The organism is Roseateles flavus (assembly GCF_039872765.1).
GTDB classification, from domain to species: domain Bacteria; phylum Pseudomonadota; class Gammaproteobacteria; order Burkholderiales; family Burkholderiaceae_C; genus Roseateles_B; species Roseateles_B flavus.
The window spans coordinates 140,919-156,107 of the sequence record NZ_JBDPZC010000006.1; the positions used below are offsets into that span (position 1 = coordinate 140,919).

Genomic DNA, 15,189 nt, shown 5'->3' on the forward strand with positions numbered 1-15,189 from the left:
ACGGAGGCCGGGGCTATGCTCGCGCGCCATGAAAAAGCCCGCACCCCACCCTTTTGCCCCTGCCCTGCTGGCCCTGGCCAGCGCCCTGCTGTGCAGCAGCATGGCCCAGGCCGCCGAGGCGCCGGCATCCCCGGCCGCCCCCGTCTCCACTGCCGCCACGGCGAAGAAGCCGGCCTGGGACGTCAACCATCCGCCTGGCGAGGCACAGACCGTCTCCATCGACGTGCGCAGCGGCACCTGGATGAGCGTGGACGTGAGCCCCGACGGCCAGACCCTGGTCTTCGACCTGCTGGGTGACCTCTACACCCTGCCCCTGGCCGGCGGCGAGGCCCGCCCCCTGACCCGCGGCCTGGCCTGGGACATGCAGGCCCGCTTCTCGCCAGACGGCAAGAAGATCGTCTACATGTCCGATGCCGGCGGTGGCGACAACATCTGGGTGATGAACGCCGACGGCACCGGCGCCCGCGCGCTCACCAGCGAAGATTACCGTTTGATGAACAACCCCGTCTGGCATCCCAACGGCCAGTACGTGCTCGCCCGCAAGCACTTCACGGGCACCCGCTCCCTGGGCTCCGGCGAGATCTGGATGTACCACCTGGACGGAGGCAAGGGCGTGCAGCTCAACGAGAAGCCCAACTGGCAGAAGGACCGCGGCGAGCCGGCCATCTCCCCCGACGGCCGCTTCCTGTACTACTCGCAGGACAGCACGCCCGGCAGCAGCTTCCAGTACAACAAGGACGGCAACGGCGAGATCTTCCGCATCTACCGCCAGGACCTGCACGACGGCACGACCGAGCCCTTCGTGACCGGCCCCGGTGGTGCCGTGCGGCCCACGCCCTCGCCGGACGGCAAGTACCTGGCCTTCGTGCGCCGGGTGCGCGGCGCCGAGGGTCCGCAGTCCACCCTCTTCCTCAAGGACCTTCGAAGCGGTCGCGAGTTCGCAGCCTGGGGGCAGCTGGAGCGTGACCTGCAGGAGAGCTGGTCGGTGCATGGCGTCTACCCGGCTTTCGCGTGGATGCCCGATGCCAAGGCCATCGTGGTGTGGGCCCAGGGCAAGCTGTGGCGCGTCGACCCCTTCAAGGGCAGTGCCGCCGAGATCCCCTTCCATGTCAAGGACACGCGGGAGATCCGCCCGGCCCTGCGCTTCGCGCACGAGGTGGCGCCGGCCGAGTTCGACGTGAAGCAGCTGCGCTGGGTGACGGTCTCGCCTGACGGCGGGCAGGTCGTGTATTCGGCCCTGGGCCGGCTCTACATCAAGGACTTGAAGGGCGGCACCGGCCAGGCCGCTGCGCGCGCCCTGGGCAAGGACGAAGGCGGCTTCGCCTACTACCCCAGCTTCTCCCGCGACGGCCGCGAACTGGTCTATGTGCGCTGGGACGATGCGGCGCTTGGCAGCGTCTGGAAGCTGGACCTGGCCACGGGCCGCGAAACCCGCCTCACGCAGGAGCCGGGCAAGTACCTCTCGCCGCGCCTTTCGCCGGACGGCAAGTGGGTGGTCTACCAGAAGTCCAGGGGCGGCTACCTGACCTCGCCGGTGCACGGCCTGGAGACGGGCCTCTACATCGCCCGCGCCGACGGCCAGGGCGAGCCCCTGCGGATCAGCAAGGACGGCACGGCGCCGCAGTGGGGCCGGGACAGCGAGGCCGTCTACTTCACCCGCAGCGCCCAGACCAGCGAGGTCGACAGCGTGCACAAGCTGGTGCGCCTGAACCTCAAGGACCGCAGCGAGCTGGACGTCGCCAAGAGCGAGTTCGCCAGCGAATTCAGCCTCTCGCCGGACGGTCGCTGGCTGGGCTTCGTCGAGCGCTTCCATGCCTACGTGGTGCCGCTGCCGGCCACGGGCAAGACGCTCTCGCTGGCGCCCAAGATGGACGCCGTGCCGGTCAAGCAGCTGGACATCAATGCCGGCGAGTACCTGCAGTGGTCGGGTGACGGCAAGACCCTGCACTACGCCCTGGCCGACCAGCTCTTCAGCGTGCCGCTGGAGCAGGTCTTTGCCAAGGGCGAGGGCCAGGCCTGGAAGCCCGCCGAGCAGGGCCTGCCGATCGGTTTCAGGGCGAAGGCCGACAAGCCGCAAGGCCGCATCGCCTTCACCGGCGGGCGCATCGTCACCATGAAGGGCAACGAGGTCATCGACAACGGCACCCTGCTGGTCGAGGGCGACCGCATCGTGGCGGTGGGGGCGGCCTCCAGCGTCCACGTGCCGGCCGATGCCCGCCGCGTGGACGTCAGCGGCAAGACCCTGATCCCCGGCCTCATCGATGCCCACTGGCACGGCGGCATGGCGGAGTCACGCCTGATCCCGCAGCAGAGCTGGGTCAACTACGCCTCGCTGGCCTTCGGCCTCACCACCATCCATGACCCGAGCAACAGCACGGCGGAGATCTTCACGCAGTCCGAGATGCAGCGTGCCGGCCGCGTGGTCGGCCCGCGCATCTACTCGACCGGCACCATCCTCTACGGCGCCAAGGCCGATGTCAGCGCCCTGATCAACAGCTACGAGGACGCCCTCACCCACCTCAAGCGCATGAAGGCCGCGGGCGCCATCAGCGTCAAGAGCTACAACCAGCCGCGCCGCGAGCAGCGCCAGCAGGTGCTGGCCGCTGCACGCGAGACCGGCATGATGGTGGTGCCCGAGGGCGGCTCGCTGTTCCAGACGAACATGAGCATGGTGGTGGACGGCCACACGGGCGTGGAGCACGCCCTGCCCGTGGCCAAGGTCTACGAGGACGTGAAGCAGCTGTGGCCGCAGACCGCCGTGGGCTACACGCCCACGCTCAACGTCGCCTATGGCGGCCTGGACGGCGAGCATTACTGGTACGCCCGCAGCGATGTCTGGCGCCATCCCATCCTGTCCAAGTTCGTGCCGCGCTCGGTGCTGGAGCCCCGCAGCGTGCGCCGCGAGACCGCGCCCGAGGAGGACTTCAACGTGATCCAGGTCGCGAAGACCGCCACCGAGCTTGAGCGCGCCGGCACCCGCACCAACATCGGCGCCCACGGCCAGCGCGAGGGCCTGGGCGCGCACTGGGAGATGTGGATGTTCGGCCTGGGTGGCATGAGCTCGCTGGAGGCCATCCGCAGCGCGACCCTGAACCCGGCCCGCTACCTCGGCCTGGACAGGGACATCGGCTCGCTGGAGCAAGGCAAGCTCGCCGACCTGGTGGTCATCGACGGCGATGTGCTCAAGGACATCCGCCAGAGCGACCGCATCAGCCAGGTGATGGTGGGCGGCCGCCTCTACGCCGTGCCCAGCATGAACGAGGTCGCGCCACGCCAGAAGGCCCGCAAGCCCTTCTTCTTCGAGGGCGATGCGGCAGGCACGCCGCTGGATGCCGACGCGCTGAGCGAGGGGCATGGGCATCACGGCCATTGAGGCCCGCGGGGGCTCTTGAGGCCCCGGCCCACGGCCCGATCCAGGCTGGAACGACAAAGGGCGCCCCGCGGGGCGCCCTTCTTCATGCCCGCTTCAGGCCCGTCAGCCCAGCTTCACCGGCACGAAGATCCGGTCCTTGCCGCGCTGCACCAGCAGGGCCACGGACTTCTCGGCGCCCGCCACCACGCTGCGCACCTGCTCGACCGAGCTCACCGGCGTGCCGTTGACGGCCAGCAGCACGTCGCCCGGGCGCACGCCGGCCTGGGCCGAGGGGCCGCTGACCTCGTCGATCACCAGGCCTTCCTTCACGCCGCTGTCACGGCGCTCCTGGGGCTCCAGCGGGCGCAGGGCCAGGCCCAGCTTGCCTTGCTGGGGCGCGCTCTCGTCGTCGGACCGGGCCGTGCGGCTCTTCTTCTCGCCGTCATCACCCAGCCTGGCCTTGAGTGTCTCGAGCTTGCCGTGACGCCAGACTTCCAGCGTCGCGGTTTCGCCGGGCATGGCCTGGCCGACCAGGGCCGGGAGGTCGCTGCTGGCCACGATGGGCTGGCCGTTGAACTTCAGGATCACGTCCCCCGACTTCAACCCGGCCTTCGCGCCCGCGCTGCCTTCCTCGATATTGGCCACCAGCGCGCCTTCCGGCCGGGCCAGCTTGAAGGAATCGGCGAAGCCCTGGTTGACGTCCTGGATGGTGATGCCCAGGCGCGCGTGCTGCACCTTGCCGCCCTTCTCGATCTGCTGGCGCACGCGCTGAGCCACCTCGACGGGAATCGCGAAGGACAGGCCCTGATAGCCGCCGCTCTGGCTGTAGATCTGCGAGTTGATGCCCACCACCTCGCCGCGCGCATTGAACAGCGGGCCGCCGGAGTTGCCCGGGTTGATGGCGACGTCGGTCTGCAGGAAGGGCACGAAGCTCTCCTGCGGCAGGGCGCGGCCCTTGGCGCTCACCACGCCGGCCGAGACGCTGTTCTCGAAGCCGAAGGGCGAGCCGATGGCCAGCACCCATTCACCCACGCGCAGGTCCCGCGTGCTCCCCAGGGTCACGGTAGGCAGGCCCTTGGCCTCGATCTTGAGCACGGCCACATCAGTCTTGGGATCGGAGCCCAGCACCTTGGCCTTGAACTCGCGCCGGTCGGTCAGCTTGACGGTCACCTCGGAGGCATCGCGCACCACGTGGGCATTGGTCAGGATGGTGCCGTCCTCGGACACGATGAATCCCGAGCCCTGGCCGCGGGTGGGCATCTCGCCGCCGCGCGGGATCTGGGGCTGGAAGCGACGGAAGAATTCGTAGAAGGGATCGTCGGGGTCCAGCTCGGGCATGGCGCCACGGCGCTGCGCCTGCGTCTTCACGGTGCCCGTAACGCTGATGTTGACGACGGCCGGGCCCTGGCGGGCGGCGATGGTGGCGAAGTCCGGCAAGGCGGCCGCGGCCATGGGCGCTGGCGCTGCCGCGTTCACGGCGGCAGGCGCGGCGCTGGCCAGCACGGGGCTGGTGGTGGCAGCGGGCTCGGCAGGCGCCGTCACCGGCGCGCTGTTGCTGGTCTTGAGGGTGTTGCTGGCATGCATGGCACCGGCACCTCCGGCGGCACCAAGCACGCCAGCGGCGACGAGGGCCCAGACCAGGCGGCGGGCCGGGATCATGCGGTTGAGGCGGTGGTCGGTCATGGCGTTCTCCTTTTGGCTGCAGCGACCTGGACGGTCGCGACGGTCAGCACTTTCGAACGCCTCGCTTAGAAACCGCTTAACGAAGCTGAGCCCGGTCTGAGGACGCATCGCCCGGCTCGCAGGCCGGGAGGCGCAGCTCCACCTGCAGGCCGCCCAGGCGACTGGACTGACTCAGGCGCAGCTGGGCGCCATGGCGCTCGGCGATGGCCTTGACGATGGCCAGGCCCAGGCCGCTGCCCGGCGCCTGCGAGGCCGAGGCACTGCTGCGATAGAAGCGGTCGAAGACGCGCTGGCGCTCGTCGGCGGGGATGCCCGGCCCGCTGTCCTCCACCAGCAGCAAGACCTGACCCTCTCCCGGCGTGGCATGCAGGCTGAGGTCCACCTGGCCGCCCGCGGGGCTGTACTTGATGGCGTTGTCCAGCAGGTTGCGCAGCAGCACGCGCAGGCCTTCGGGCTGGCCCAGGACCCAGGCGGCATCGCAGTCCTGCAGGCCCACGTCCACGCCGCGCAGGCTGCCCAGCTCGCTGGCATCGGCCACGGCCTGGCGGCAGAGCGCGTCCAGGGCCACCGGCTCCAGCGCCCGCTGCGCGGCCGCGCCTTCCTGGCGGGCCAGGGACAGCAGTTGCTCGATCAGGTGCGAGGCCCGCTCGATGCCCTGCTCCAGGCGCCTCAGGCCGGGCTCGCCTGCCGTGCTGCTCATGGCGCTGCCCTGCTGCAGCGCCTGCAGCTGCAGCTTCAGCGCGGCCAGCGGCGTGCGCAGCTCATGGGCCGCATCGGCCACGAAGTGCTGCTGGTCCTCGAAGGCCCTGCGCACGCGGCCCAGCAGGGCGTTGAACTCCTGCACCATGGGCCGCAGTTCGCTGGGCAGGTCGCCCGCGGGGACGGGCGCCAGATCGCCTGGCGAGCGGTCCGCCAGCTGGGCGCGCACGCGCTCCACCGGGTCCAGGGAACGGCTGATGACCAGCCACACGACGAGACCCAGCAGCGGCAGCATCAGCAGCGTGGGCATGGCCGTGCGCCAGGCCAGTTGCGAGGCCATGCGCTGGCGCACTGAGAGGTCCTGGGCGACCTGGATCACCTGCAGCGGCGTCTGCACCGAGAAGACGCGGAAGGTGCGCCCACGGTCGCTGACGTCGGAGAAGCCCAGCACCGCGCGCTGCGGCAGCAGCCACGGTCCGGGTGAGCGGAACATGGAGGCGCCGTCCAGGCTCCAGACCTGCACATGGAAGTCGAAGCTCTGCTGCTCGCCCAGGGGCAGCGAGATGGTGCCGCTGCCCGGCCCCGCCATGCTGCCGCGCAGTGAGAAAGCCATCTGCTGCATCTGGTAGTCGAAGAGCTGGTCGGCCTCGGCCAGGGCCGTGCGGTAGGCGCTGTAGGCCTGCAGGAAGGCCGCCAGCGAGACGGCGGCCAGCAGGAACATCATCAGGCGCTGGCGCAGCGAGCGCGGCATCAACCCTCGCCGCAGGCCCGCCAGCCGTTCGAGGCTCTTCATTCCTTGGGGACGCGATAGCCCACGCCGCGCACGTTCTGGATCAGCTCGGCGCCCAGCTTCTTGCGCAGGCCGTGGATGTAGACCTCGACCGCATTGCTGGAGATCTCGTCCTTCCAGCCGTAGAGCTTCTCCTCCAGCTGCTGGCGCGACAGCACCATGCCCGGCCGGGCCAGCAGCGGCTCCAGCACCGCCCACTCACGCGCCGAGAGCACGACCTCGCGGCCGTCCTTGCTCACCTCGCGGGTGGCGGGGTTGATGGCCACGCCCTTGTGCTCGTAGACCGGCTCGGCACGGCCCTGGGCCCGGCGCAGCAGGGCGCGGATGCGGGCCAGCAGCTCGTGGAACTCGTAGGGCTTGAGCACGTAGTCGTCCGCCCCGGCGTCCAGGCCGGCAATGCGCTGCTCCAGGGCATCGCGCGCCGTGGCGATCAGCACGGGCAGGCTCTGCTTGCGGCCGCGCAGCTGCTTGAGCACCGTCATGCCGTCGGCCTTGGGCAGGCCCAGGTCGAGGATCAGCAGGTCATAGTTCTGGCTCAGCAGCGCGGTGTCGGCCATCTCGCCGTCGCGGACCCAGTCGACCGCATAGCCTTCCGCCCGCAGCAGGTCCAGCAGGGGCTCACCGATCATCAGGTCGTCTTCGACCAGCAGCAGTCTCATGGTGGCTCGGGGCACGTCGGGGTGGAAAAGCAGAATTCTCCACGGAAGAAAGCCCCCGGCCTTAGCAGCCCCTTAATCTCTTGCCGGGCGGGCTGATTCCATGGCTACAATGCGCCCGGTCAGGAGAGAGCTCTCTAGCGGGAGCCGCCGAAGGCGCAGAGGCATTGGTGATCCCACGCTTCGAACGCTCAGGCAAAAGGACTGACAAAACGTTCCGATCGGAACGTTCCTCACTGGAGAGAGACGGGTCTCGAGCCCGTCCACCGAAGGGGCAAGCTGCTGGCGATACGCCGGTGGCCAATCTCTCAGGTAAAGCGGACAGCGAGGGCAGCTCCCCATCCCCGGATCAACGGCCGGGCTGGGGTTCCAGAATGCCCTCGAAGGAATTTGCCCATGTCCGCCCCCGCCGCCGATCTCAAGAAGACCCCCCTGCACGCCCTGCACGTCGAACTCGGTGCCAAGATGGTGCCCTTCGGCGGCTACGACATGCCCGTGCAGTACAAGGCCGGCATCCTGGCCGAGCACAAGCACACCCGCACGGCCGCCGGCCTCTTCGACGTCTCGCACATGGGCCAGCTGCGTCTGGTGGGCGCTGACGCCGGCGCCGCCCTGGAGTCCATCGTGCCGGTGGACATCATCGACCTGCCCGTCTACAAGCAGCGCTACGCCCTCTTCACGAACGAGCAGGGCGGCATCCTCGACGACCTGATGGTCTGCCGCCGCCCCGACGACATCTTCGTGGTGGTGAACGCCGCCTGCAAGGAGCAGGACACGGCCCATCTGCAGGCCAAGATCGGCAGCCGCTGCGAGGTGATCCCCACCCCCGAGCGCGCCCTGCTCGCGCTGCAAGGCCCGCAGGCCGTGACGGCCCTGGCCCGCCTGAACCCCGAAGTCGCCAAGCTGACCTTCATGACCGGCGGCTTCTTCAATCTGGACGGCATCGAGACCTTCCTGACCCGCTCGGGCTACACCGGCGAAGACGGCTTCGAGATCTCGGTGCACAACGACCAGGCCGTCGAGCTGGCCCGCAAGCTGCTGGCCCAGCCCGAAGTGATGCCCATCGGCCTCGGCGCCCGCGACACCCTGCGCCTGGAAGCCGGCCTGTGCCTCTACGGCCATGACATCGACACCAGCACCACCCCCGTGGAAGGCGCCCTGACCTGGGCCATCCAGAAGGTGCGCCGCGCCGGTGGCGCCCGTGCCGGCGGCTATCCCGGTGCCGACATCGTCAACGAGCAGCTCGCCAACGGCGTGCAGCGCAAGCGCGTGGGCCTGATCTCCGCCGAGCGCATGCCCGTGCGCGAAGGCGCCAAGCTGGTGAACGCAGACGGCACCGAGATCGGCGTCGTGACCAGCGGCTCCCTGGGCCCCACGGTCAACCAGCCGGTGGCCCTGGGCTATGTGCAGACGGCCTACGCCCCGCAAGGCACGGAAGTCTTCGCCCTGGTGCGTGACAAGCGCGTTGCCATGACCGTGGCCGCCACCCCCTTCGCGCCGCACCGCTATTTCCGCGGCTGACATCCGCGTGTGAGGGGCCGATACTGGCCCCTCGCCTGTTTCCCCGTCCAGTTTTCCCTGGTCTTTTCTCCCGACATTCGGAGCACACCATGAGCATCAAGTACACCGCCGACCACGAGTGGATCCAGATCAACGCTGACGGCACCGCCACCGTGGGCATCACCGTCCATGCGCAAGACGCGCTGGGCGACGTGGTGTTCGTGGACCTGCCCGACGTCGGCAAGAGCTTCGCCGAGAAGGAAGTCGCCGGCGTGGTCGAGTCCGTCAAGGCCGCCGCCGACGTCTACATGCCCGTCAGCGGCGAGATCACCGAGGTCAACGAAGCCCTGCGCGCCGACCCTTCCCTCGCCAACAGCGACCCGCTGGCCTCGGGCTGGTTCTTCAAGGTCAAGCTGTCCAAGCCGGCCGAGCTGGACGCCCTGATGGACGCCACCGCCTACGACGAGCTGGTCAAGAACAGCTGATCGCCGTGAGGTGAACAACGGGCACCGACAGTCCTGTCCGTGCCCGTTTCCGTATCTGCCGGGCGGCCCCTGCCTGCCACCGCCCTGCCCCGGACTGCCGCCGCCGGCCATGAGCCTGCCGCGGTCACCGATGAAGGATTTGCCATGTTGATGTCTGCCCTGAAGCCCCTGCGCGAACTCGAGAACGCCGCCGAATTCCACGCCCGCCACATCGGCCCCGATGCCGCCGATGAAGCCGCCATGCTGTCCGTGATCGGCCAGGCCTCGCGCCGTGCCCTGATCGAGGCCATCGTGCCCGCCAGCATCAAGCGCACGGCCGGCATGCAGCTGCCGCCCGCCGCCACCGAGGCCGCCGCGCTGGCCGAGCTGAAGGCCGTCGCGAGCAAGAACCAGGTGCTCAAGAGCTACATCGGCCAGGGCTACTACGGCACCCTGACCCCGGGCGTCATCCTGCGCAACATCCTCGAGAACCCCGCCTGGTACACCGCCTACACGCCCTACCAGGCCGAGATCTCGCAAGGCCGCATGGAGGCCCTGGTCAACTTCCAGACCATGGTGACCGACCTCACCGGCATGGCCATCGCCAACGCCTCCATGCTGGACGAGGCCACCGCCGCCGCCGAGGCCATGACTCTGGCCGCCCGCGTGGGCAAGAGCAAGAGCCAGACCTTCTTCGTGGCCGACGACGTGCTGCCGCAGACGCTGGAAGTGGTGCGCACCCGCGCCGAGCCCATCGGCATCACCGTGGTCGTGGGCCCCGCCGCCGAGGCCGGCAAGACCGAGTGCTTCGCCGCCCTGGTGCAGTACCCCGGCGTCAACGGTGACGTGCGCAGCCTGCAGCCCGTCGCCGACGCCGTGCATGCCCAGAACGGCCTGCTGATCGCCGCCGCCGACCTGCTGTCCCTGACCCTGCTGAAGGCACCTGGCGAGCAAGGCGCCGACATCGCCGTGGGCACGACCCAGCGCTTCGGCATGCCCATGGGCAATGGCGGCCCGCACGCCGCCTACATGGCCTGCAAGGACGAGTTCAAGCGCAACCTGCCGGGCCGCCTGGTCGGTGTCTCGGTGGACGCGCAAGGCAACAAGGCCTACCGCCTGGCCCTGCAGACCCGCGAGCAGCACATCCGCCGCGAGAAGGCCACCTCCAACATCTGTACCGCCCAGGTGCTGCCGGCCGTCGTGGCCAGCATGTACGCCGTCTACCACGGCCCGCAAGGCCTGAAGCGCATCGCCCAGCGCGTGGCGGCCTACACCGCCATCCTGGCCGAAGGCCTGAAGGGCCTGGGCTTCGGCATCAACAATGCCGCCGCCTTTGACACCCTGCACGTGCAGACCGGCGCCAAGACCGAGGCCCTGCTGGCCGCGGGTGTCAAGGCTGGCATGAACTTCCGCCGCGCCTCGGCCCAGTCCCTGAGCCTGTCGCTGGACGAGACCACCACGCGTGAAGACCTCGGCGCCGTGCTGGCCGTCTTCGCCGACGGCAAGAGCCTGCCCGGCTTCGCCGCCTTCGAGAAGGGCGTGGCCGCCATGATCCCGGCCGAGCTGGTGCGCACCAGCAGCTACCTCGACCACCCGGTGTTCAACACCCACCACAGCGAAACCGAGATGCTGCGCTACATCCGCGCCCTGTCCGACAAGGACCTGGCCCTGGACCGCAGCATGATCCCGCTGGGTTCCTGCACCATGAAGCTGAACGCGACCAGCGAGATGATCCCCATCACCTGGCCAGAGTTCGCCCAGATCCACCCCTTCGCCCCGCGCGAGCAACTGGCGGGCTACGAGCTGCTGAACGAACAGCTGACCGCCTGGCTGTGCCAGGCCACCGGCTACTCCGGCATCAGCCTGCAGCCCAATGCCGGCTCGCAGGGCGAGTACGCCGGCCTGCTGGCCATCAAGGCCTGGCATGAGTCGCGCGGCGAAGGCCATCGCAAGATCTGCCTGATCCCCGAGTCCGCGCACGGCACCAACCCCGCCTCGGCCCAGATGGTGGGCATGCAGGTGGTGGTCACCAAGTGCGACAAGGAAGGCAATATCGACCTAGCCGACCTGAAGGCCAAGTGCGAGCAGCACAGTGCCAACCTGGCCGCCATCATGATCACCTACCCCTCGACCTACGGCGTCTTCGACACCCAGGTCAAGGAGATCTGCCAGCTCGTGAAGAGCCATGGCGGCCGCGTCTATGTGGACGGCGCCAACATGAACGCCCTGGTCGGCGTGGCGGCCCCTGGCGAGTTCGGCGGCGACGTGTCCCACCTGAACCTGCACAAGACCTTCTGCATCCCCCACGGCGGTGGCGGCCCGGGCGTCGGCCCGGTCTGCGTGGTCGCCGACCTCGTGCCCTTCCTGCCCGCGCACCGCAGCGCCGGCGTGGGCGTGGCCAGCAATGTGGGTGCCGTCTCGGCCGCCCCGCTGGGCAACGCCGCCGTGCTGCCCATCAGCTGGATGTACGTCCGCATGATGGCCGCCGACGGCCTGCAGGCCGCGACCGAGATCGCTATCCTGTCCGCCAACTATGTGGCCGCCCGTTTGTCGGATGCCTATGACATCCACTTCAGCGGCAATATCGCCGGCGTGAAGGGCGGTGGCGTGGCCCACGAGTGCATCCTGGACCTGCGCCCGCTGAAGGACAGCTCCGGCGTGTCCGCCGAAGACGTGGCCAAGCGCCTGATCGACTACGGCTTCCACGCCCCCACGCTGTCCTTCCCGGTGGCCGGCACGCTGATGGTGGAGCCGACCGAGTCGGAGTCCAAGGCCGAGCTGGACCGCTTCTGCGACGCCATGCTGGCCATCCGCGCCGAGATCGCCAAGGTCGAGGCCGGCCAGTGGGCCCGCGAGGACAACCCGCTCGTGAACGCTCCGCACACCGCCGAGGTGCTGCTGGCCACCGAGTGGAGCCATGGCTACACCCGCGAGGAAGCCGCCTACCCGGTGGCCACCCTGCGCCGCCAGAAGTACTGGTCGCCGGTGGGTCGCGTGGACAACGTCTACGGTGACCGCAACCTGTTCTGCTCCTGCATCCCGATGAGCGAGTTCGAACAGGCATAAGGCCAGCGCCCGCAGCCCACGGCAGGAGCCCACAGCATGGACAGCCCGAGTGATTCTCAGTTGGACCAAAGCTTCACCGCTCTTGCCGTGCTGAGCCCGGCGGGCAAGCTGATTGCCCAGGGCCGGCACCGCCTGGAGCTGCGCTCCTGGTGCCCGCCGCAGGTGCCCCTGCGCGACCTGCTGATCATCGAGAGTCGCCGCCAGGTGGCCTCGGACGACCAGCTAGACCCTGAGGCGGCCGGGGTCGCCCTGGTCGATGTACTGTCGGTGGACCCCTGGCCGGGCACGCCGGGCATGTTTGCCTGGCAGCTCGGCAATGTCCGCCCCATCACCCCCAAGCTGAGCCCGCTGCCCGCGCGCGGCGGCCTCTACACCATCTGCCTGAGCAGCCTCGCCGAGACTGCCGACACCTGAGAGAGCACCATGGCCGTTTCCGTTTTCGACCTGTTCAAGATTGGCATCGGCCCCTCCAGCTCCCACACGGTGGGCCCGATGCGCGCCGCCCGCCTCTTCGCCTCGCGCCTGCGCAGCGAGGGCCTGCTGCCGCGCACGGCGCGTGTGCTGTCCCAGCTCTACGGCTCCCTGGGGGCTACCGGCAAGGGCCACGGCAGCGACACCGCCGTGCTGCTGGGCCTGGCCGGCCATGAGCCGGACACGGTCGATGTGGAGCGCGTGCCTCAGTACCTGGACGAGATCCGTCAAGGCAGCCGCATGCAGCTGCTGGGCGAGCACTGGGTGGACTTCAACGAGGTCAAGGACCTGGTCTTCTTCCGCCGCCAGAGCCTGCCCTTCCATGCCAACGGCATGCGCTTCAGCGCCTTCGATGCAGAAGGCGCGCTGCTGTCCGAGAAGACCTACTACTCGGTGGGCGGCGGCTTCGTCGTCAGCGAGGAGGTGGCGGCCGACGGCAGCAAGCAGAAGGTGATCGCGCCCGACGCCACCGTGCTGCCCTACCCCTTCAAGACGGGTGACGAGCTGCTGGCGCTGACCAAGACCCACGGCATCAGCATCGCCGAGGTGATGCGCCGCAATGAGCGCCACTGGCGCAGCGACGCGGACACGCGTGACGGCCTGCTGCGCATCTGGCAGGTGATGCAGGACTGCGTCAGCCGCGGCCTGCGCACCGAGGGCATCCTGCCGGGCGGCTTCAAGGTCAAGCGCCGCGCCTCACAGCTCTACCGCGACCTCACGGCCAACCCCGAGGCCGCCCTGCGCGACCCGCTGCAGGTGATGGACTGGGTCAACCTCTACGCCCTGGCCGTCAACGAGGAGAACGCTGCCGGCGGCCGCGTGGTGACGGCACCGACCAACGGCGCGGCCGGCATCGTGCCCGCCGTGCTGCACTACTACAGCCGCTTCGTGCATGGCGCCAATGAAGACGGCGTGGTGGACTTCCTGCTCACCGCCGCCGCCATCGGCATCCTCTACAAGGAAAACGCTTCCATCTCAGGCGCCGAGGTCGGCTGCCAGGGCGAGGTGGGCGTGGCCTGCTCCATGGCCGCCGGCGCCCTGTGCCAGGTAATGGGCGGCACGCCCGAGCAGGTGGAGAACGCGGCCGAGATCGGCATGGAGCACCATCTGGGCCTCACCTGCGACCCGGTGGGCGGGCTGGTCCAGATCCCCTGCATCGAGCGCAATGCCATCGCCTCGGTCAAGGCCATCAATGCGGCCCGCATGGCCCTGCGCGGCGACGGCACGCACTTCGTGAGCCTGGACAAGGTCATCAAGACCATGCGCGACACCGGCGCCGACATGATGACCAAGTACAAGGAAACGGCCCGCGGCGGCCTGGCCGTGAACATCGTCGAGTGCTGAAGACCATGGAGCGGGTGAGGCGAGCCCCTCACATGCCCTGTCTCACACGCCCAGCCCCGGACGCCGCCCTCCCGCCAGCCAGGCCCTGCTTCAGCATCGGGCCCGGTTCAGCCGCCGGAGCTCCTGCGACCAGCCCCAGCTGACAAGGCCAGAAGCTGCCGCTGCGTCCGCGGATGTCCGCTCAGGCTGACTTGCGGCGGCGCGACACCAGAAAGCCGCCGAATCCCGCGGCGAAGAGCAGGGGCGTGGCCGGCTCGGGCACCTGGGTGACCGTGATGTCGAAGGAGGTCTCTCCCACGGGGCAGTCCGCCAGGCAATCCGAAGCGGTATAGGAGCCTTCGTTCTCCAGGACCACGAAGCCAAAGCCCGCGAAGCTGCTGGTGACCCGGGAAGTGAAGGTCTTGGTGGCCTGGTCCAGCTCGATGGCCACCTTCTCCTTGTGCGTCTTCCCGGCGTCGTCGACGACCCCGAGATCGCCGGACACCTTCAGCTTGCCGCCGCCCTTGTCCTTCTTGAGGCCAGCCGCCGAGGTCTTGATCTTCGGCGTGACGCCGTCGGTCTCGATCTCGATTTCCAGATCGGCCGTATGGTCGGTCTTCTCGATGATCTTGCCCTTGTCCTTGAAGTTCTTCCCGGCGTACGGCCCCTTCTTCCAGGTCCCCTTGCTGTCCAGGTTCCACACCTTGTTCAGCGCGGCGTCGGTCTCCATGGCCGCCCCGTATTCGACGGACCAGGTCTCGCCGAGATAGGTGCCGGAGAGGATGCCACCGTAGCTGCCGGAGAAGATGCCCGGCGACGTTTCAAGGACGCGGTAGCGTCCTTCGTAGTGAAGCTTGGCACCGAAGTCGACGAGCCCCGCTCCCAGGAGCTGGGTGACGATGGCGTCCAGACTGGAATCGACGTGCAGCTGCTGCGCGACGACGAACTCCTCTTCGATGGGGATCGGGACCGCGGTGGACTTCAGCGGCGCCGCAGACGCGAGTCCCGCCGCGACGACAAGGGCAGATCCGATGAAAGCCATGGTTGCTGATTTCATGTTCAGTTCCTCCAGAGGTTGAGCGACCCCGCGCCCGTTTGCCGGGCCAGGGCCTCGCGGGATCTTGGTCTCAGCGGAGCTGCGGCGCCGCTACGCGCTCCGGGAGCTTGCCGGTCGGGGCGCTCTTC

General features: G+C 69.0%; 10 protein-coding genes and 2 riboswitches. Of the genes, 6 read left to right on the forward strand and 4 right to left on the reverse strand.

Features of this window, described 5'->3' with window-relative positions:
- The first annotated feature begins 28 nt into the window (after window positions 1-28).
- A complete protein-coding gene (locus ABDJ40_RS13930) occupies window positions 29-3,373 on the forward strand; it encodes an amidohydrolase family protein (protein WP_347610660.1) in 3,345 nt (1,114 codons plus the stop codon).
- Between the two features lie 102 nt (window positions 3,374-3,475).
- Here the strand turns inward: ABDJ40_RS13930 and ABDJ40_RS13935 are convergent, their stop codons facing one another.
- The 3 genes from ABDJ40_RS13935 to ABDJ40_RS13945 form a co-directional block, all read right to left on the reverse strand.
- A complete protein-coding gene (locus ABDJ40_RS13935; protein ID WP_347610662.1) occupies window positions 3,476-5,035 on the reverse strand; it encodes a DegQ family serine endoprotease in 1,560 nt (519 codons plus the stop codon).
- A gap of 76 nt (window positions 5,036-5,111) precedes the next feature.
- A complete protein-coding gene (locus ABDJ40_RS13940) occupies window positions 5,112-6,527 on the reverse strand; it encodes an ATP-binding protein (protein WP_347610664.1) in 1,416 nt (471 codons plus the stop codon).
- The gene (locus ABDJ40_RS13945) at window positions 6,524-7,183 is read right to left on the reverse strand and encodes a response regulator (protein ID WP_269632984.1); all 660 of its coding nucleotides are present in this window, start codon (window positions 7,181-7,183) and stop codon (window positions 6,524-6,526) included. The genes ABDJ40_RS13940 and ABDJ40_RS13945 overlap by 4 nt, the downstream gene beginning before the upstream one ends.
- 110 nt (window positions 7,184-7,293) lie before the next feature.
- A riboswitch (glycine riboswitch) is annotated at window positions 7,294-7,397 on the forward strand.
- A 9-nt stretch (window positions 7,398-7,406) separates the two neighbouring features.
- A riboswitch (glycine riboswitch) is annotated at window positions 7,407-7,515 on the forward strand.
- A 61-nt stretch (window positions 7,516-7,576) separates the two neighbouring features.
- On the opposite strand from ABDJ40_RS13945, the gene gcvT reads away from it, so the two are divergent.
- The 5 genes from gcvT (at window position 7,577) to ABDJ40_RS13970 (ending at window position 14,025) form a co-directional block, all read left to right on the forward strand.
- Window positions 7,577-8,701, forward strand: coding sequence for a glycine cleavage system aminomethyltransferase GcvT (gene gcvT / locus ABDJ40_RS13950; protein WP_347610666.1), 1,125 nt, complete (start codon window positions 7,577-7,579; stop codon window positions 8,699-8,701).
- A gap of 89 nt (window positions 8,702-8,790) precedes the next feature.
- Window positions 8,791-9,165, forward strand: coding sequence for a glycine cleavage system protein GcvH (gcvH, locus tag ABDJ40_RS13955; RefSeq protein WP_183104644.1), 375 nt, complete (start codon window positions 8,791-8,793; stop codon window positions 9,163-9,165).
- Window positions 9,166-9,309: 144 nt separating this feature from the next.
- Window positions 9,310-12,210 (forward strand): aminomethyl-transferring glycine dehydrogenase, encoded by a 2,901-nt coding sequence (gene gcvP / locus ABDJ40_RS13960; RefSeq protein ID WP_347610669.1) that lies wholly within the window; start codon window positions 9,310-9,312, stop codon window positions 12,208-12,210.
- Window positions 12,211-12,246: 36 nt separating this feature from the next.
- Window positions 12,247-12,624 (forward strand): hypothetical protein, encoded by a 378-nt coding sequence (locus tag ABDJ40_RS13965; protein ID WP_347610671.1) that lies wholly within the window; start codon window positions 12,247-12,249, stop codon window positions 12,622-12,624.
- 9 nt (window positions 12,625-12,633) lie between these two features.
- Window positions 12,634-14,025, forward strand: coding sequence for an L-serine ammonia-lyase (locus ABDJ40_RS13970; RefSeq protein ID WP_347610673.1), 1,392 nt, complete (start codon window positions 12,634-12,636; stop codon window positions 14,023-14,025).
- A 181-nt stretch (window positions 14,026-14,206) separates the two neighbouring features.
- On the opposite strand, the gene ABDJ40_RS13975 is transcribed toward ABDJ40_RS13970, so the two are convergent.
- Window positions 14,207-15,061, reverse strand: coding sequence for a PEP-CTERM sorting domain-containing protein (locus tag ABDJ40_RS13975; RefSeq protein WP_347610675.1), 855 nt, complete (start codon window positions 15,059-15,061; stop codon window positions 14,207-14,209).
- Window positions 15,062-15,189: the final 128 nt, after the last annotated feature.

Excerpts from the sequence above, each read along its gene's own strand:
- gcvT (WP_347610666.1), top strand. The coding sequence starts at position 7,577 with ATGTCCGCCCCCGCCGCCGATCTCAAGAAGACCCCCCTGCACGCCCTG.
- ABDJ40_RS13970 (WP_347610673.1), top strand. The coding sequence starts at position 12,634 with ATGGCCGTTTCCGTTTTCGACCTGTTCAAGATTGGCATCGGCCCCTCC.
- ABDJ40_RS13945 (WP_269632984.1), bottom strand. The coding sequence starts at position 7,183 with ATGAGACTGCTGCTGGTCGAAGACGACCTGATGATCGGTGAGCCCCTG.
- ABDJ40_RS13940 (WP_347610664.1), bottom strand. The coding sequence starts at position 6,527 with ATGAAGAGCCTCGAACGGCTGGCGGGCCTGCGGCGAGGGTTGATGCCG.
- ABDJ40_RS13930 (WP_347610660.1), top strand. The coding sequence starts at position 29 with ATGAAAAAGCCCGCACCCCACCCTTTTGCCCCTGCCCTGCTGGCCCTG.
- gcvP (WP_347610669.1), top strand. The coding sequence starts at position 9,310 with ATGTTGATGTCTGCCCTGAAGCCCCTGCGCGAACTCGAGAACGCCGCC.
- ABDJ40_RS13975 (WP_347610675.1), bottom strand. The coding sequence starts at position 15,061 with ATGAAATCAGCAACCATGGCTTTCATCGGATCTGCCCTTGTCGTCGCG.
- ABDJ40_RS13965 (WP_347610671.1), top strand. The coding sequence starts at position 12,247 with ATGGACAGCCCGAGTGATTCTCAGTTGGACCAAAGCTTCACCGCTCTT.
- gcvH (WP_183104644.1), top strand. The coding sequence starts at position 8,791 with ATGAGCATCAAGTACACCGCCGACCACGAGTGGATCCAGATCAACGCT.
- ABDJ40_RS13935 (WP_347610662.1), bottom strand. The coding sequence starts at position 5,035 with ATGACCGACCACCGCCTCAACCGCATGATCCCGGCCCGCCGCCTGGTC.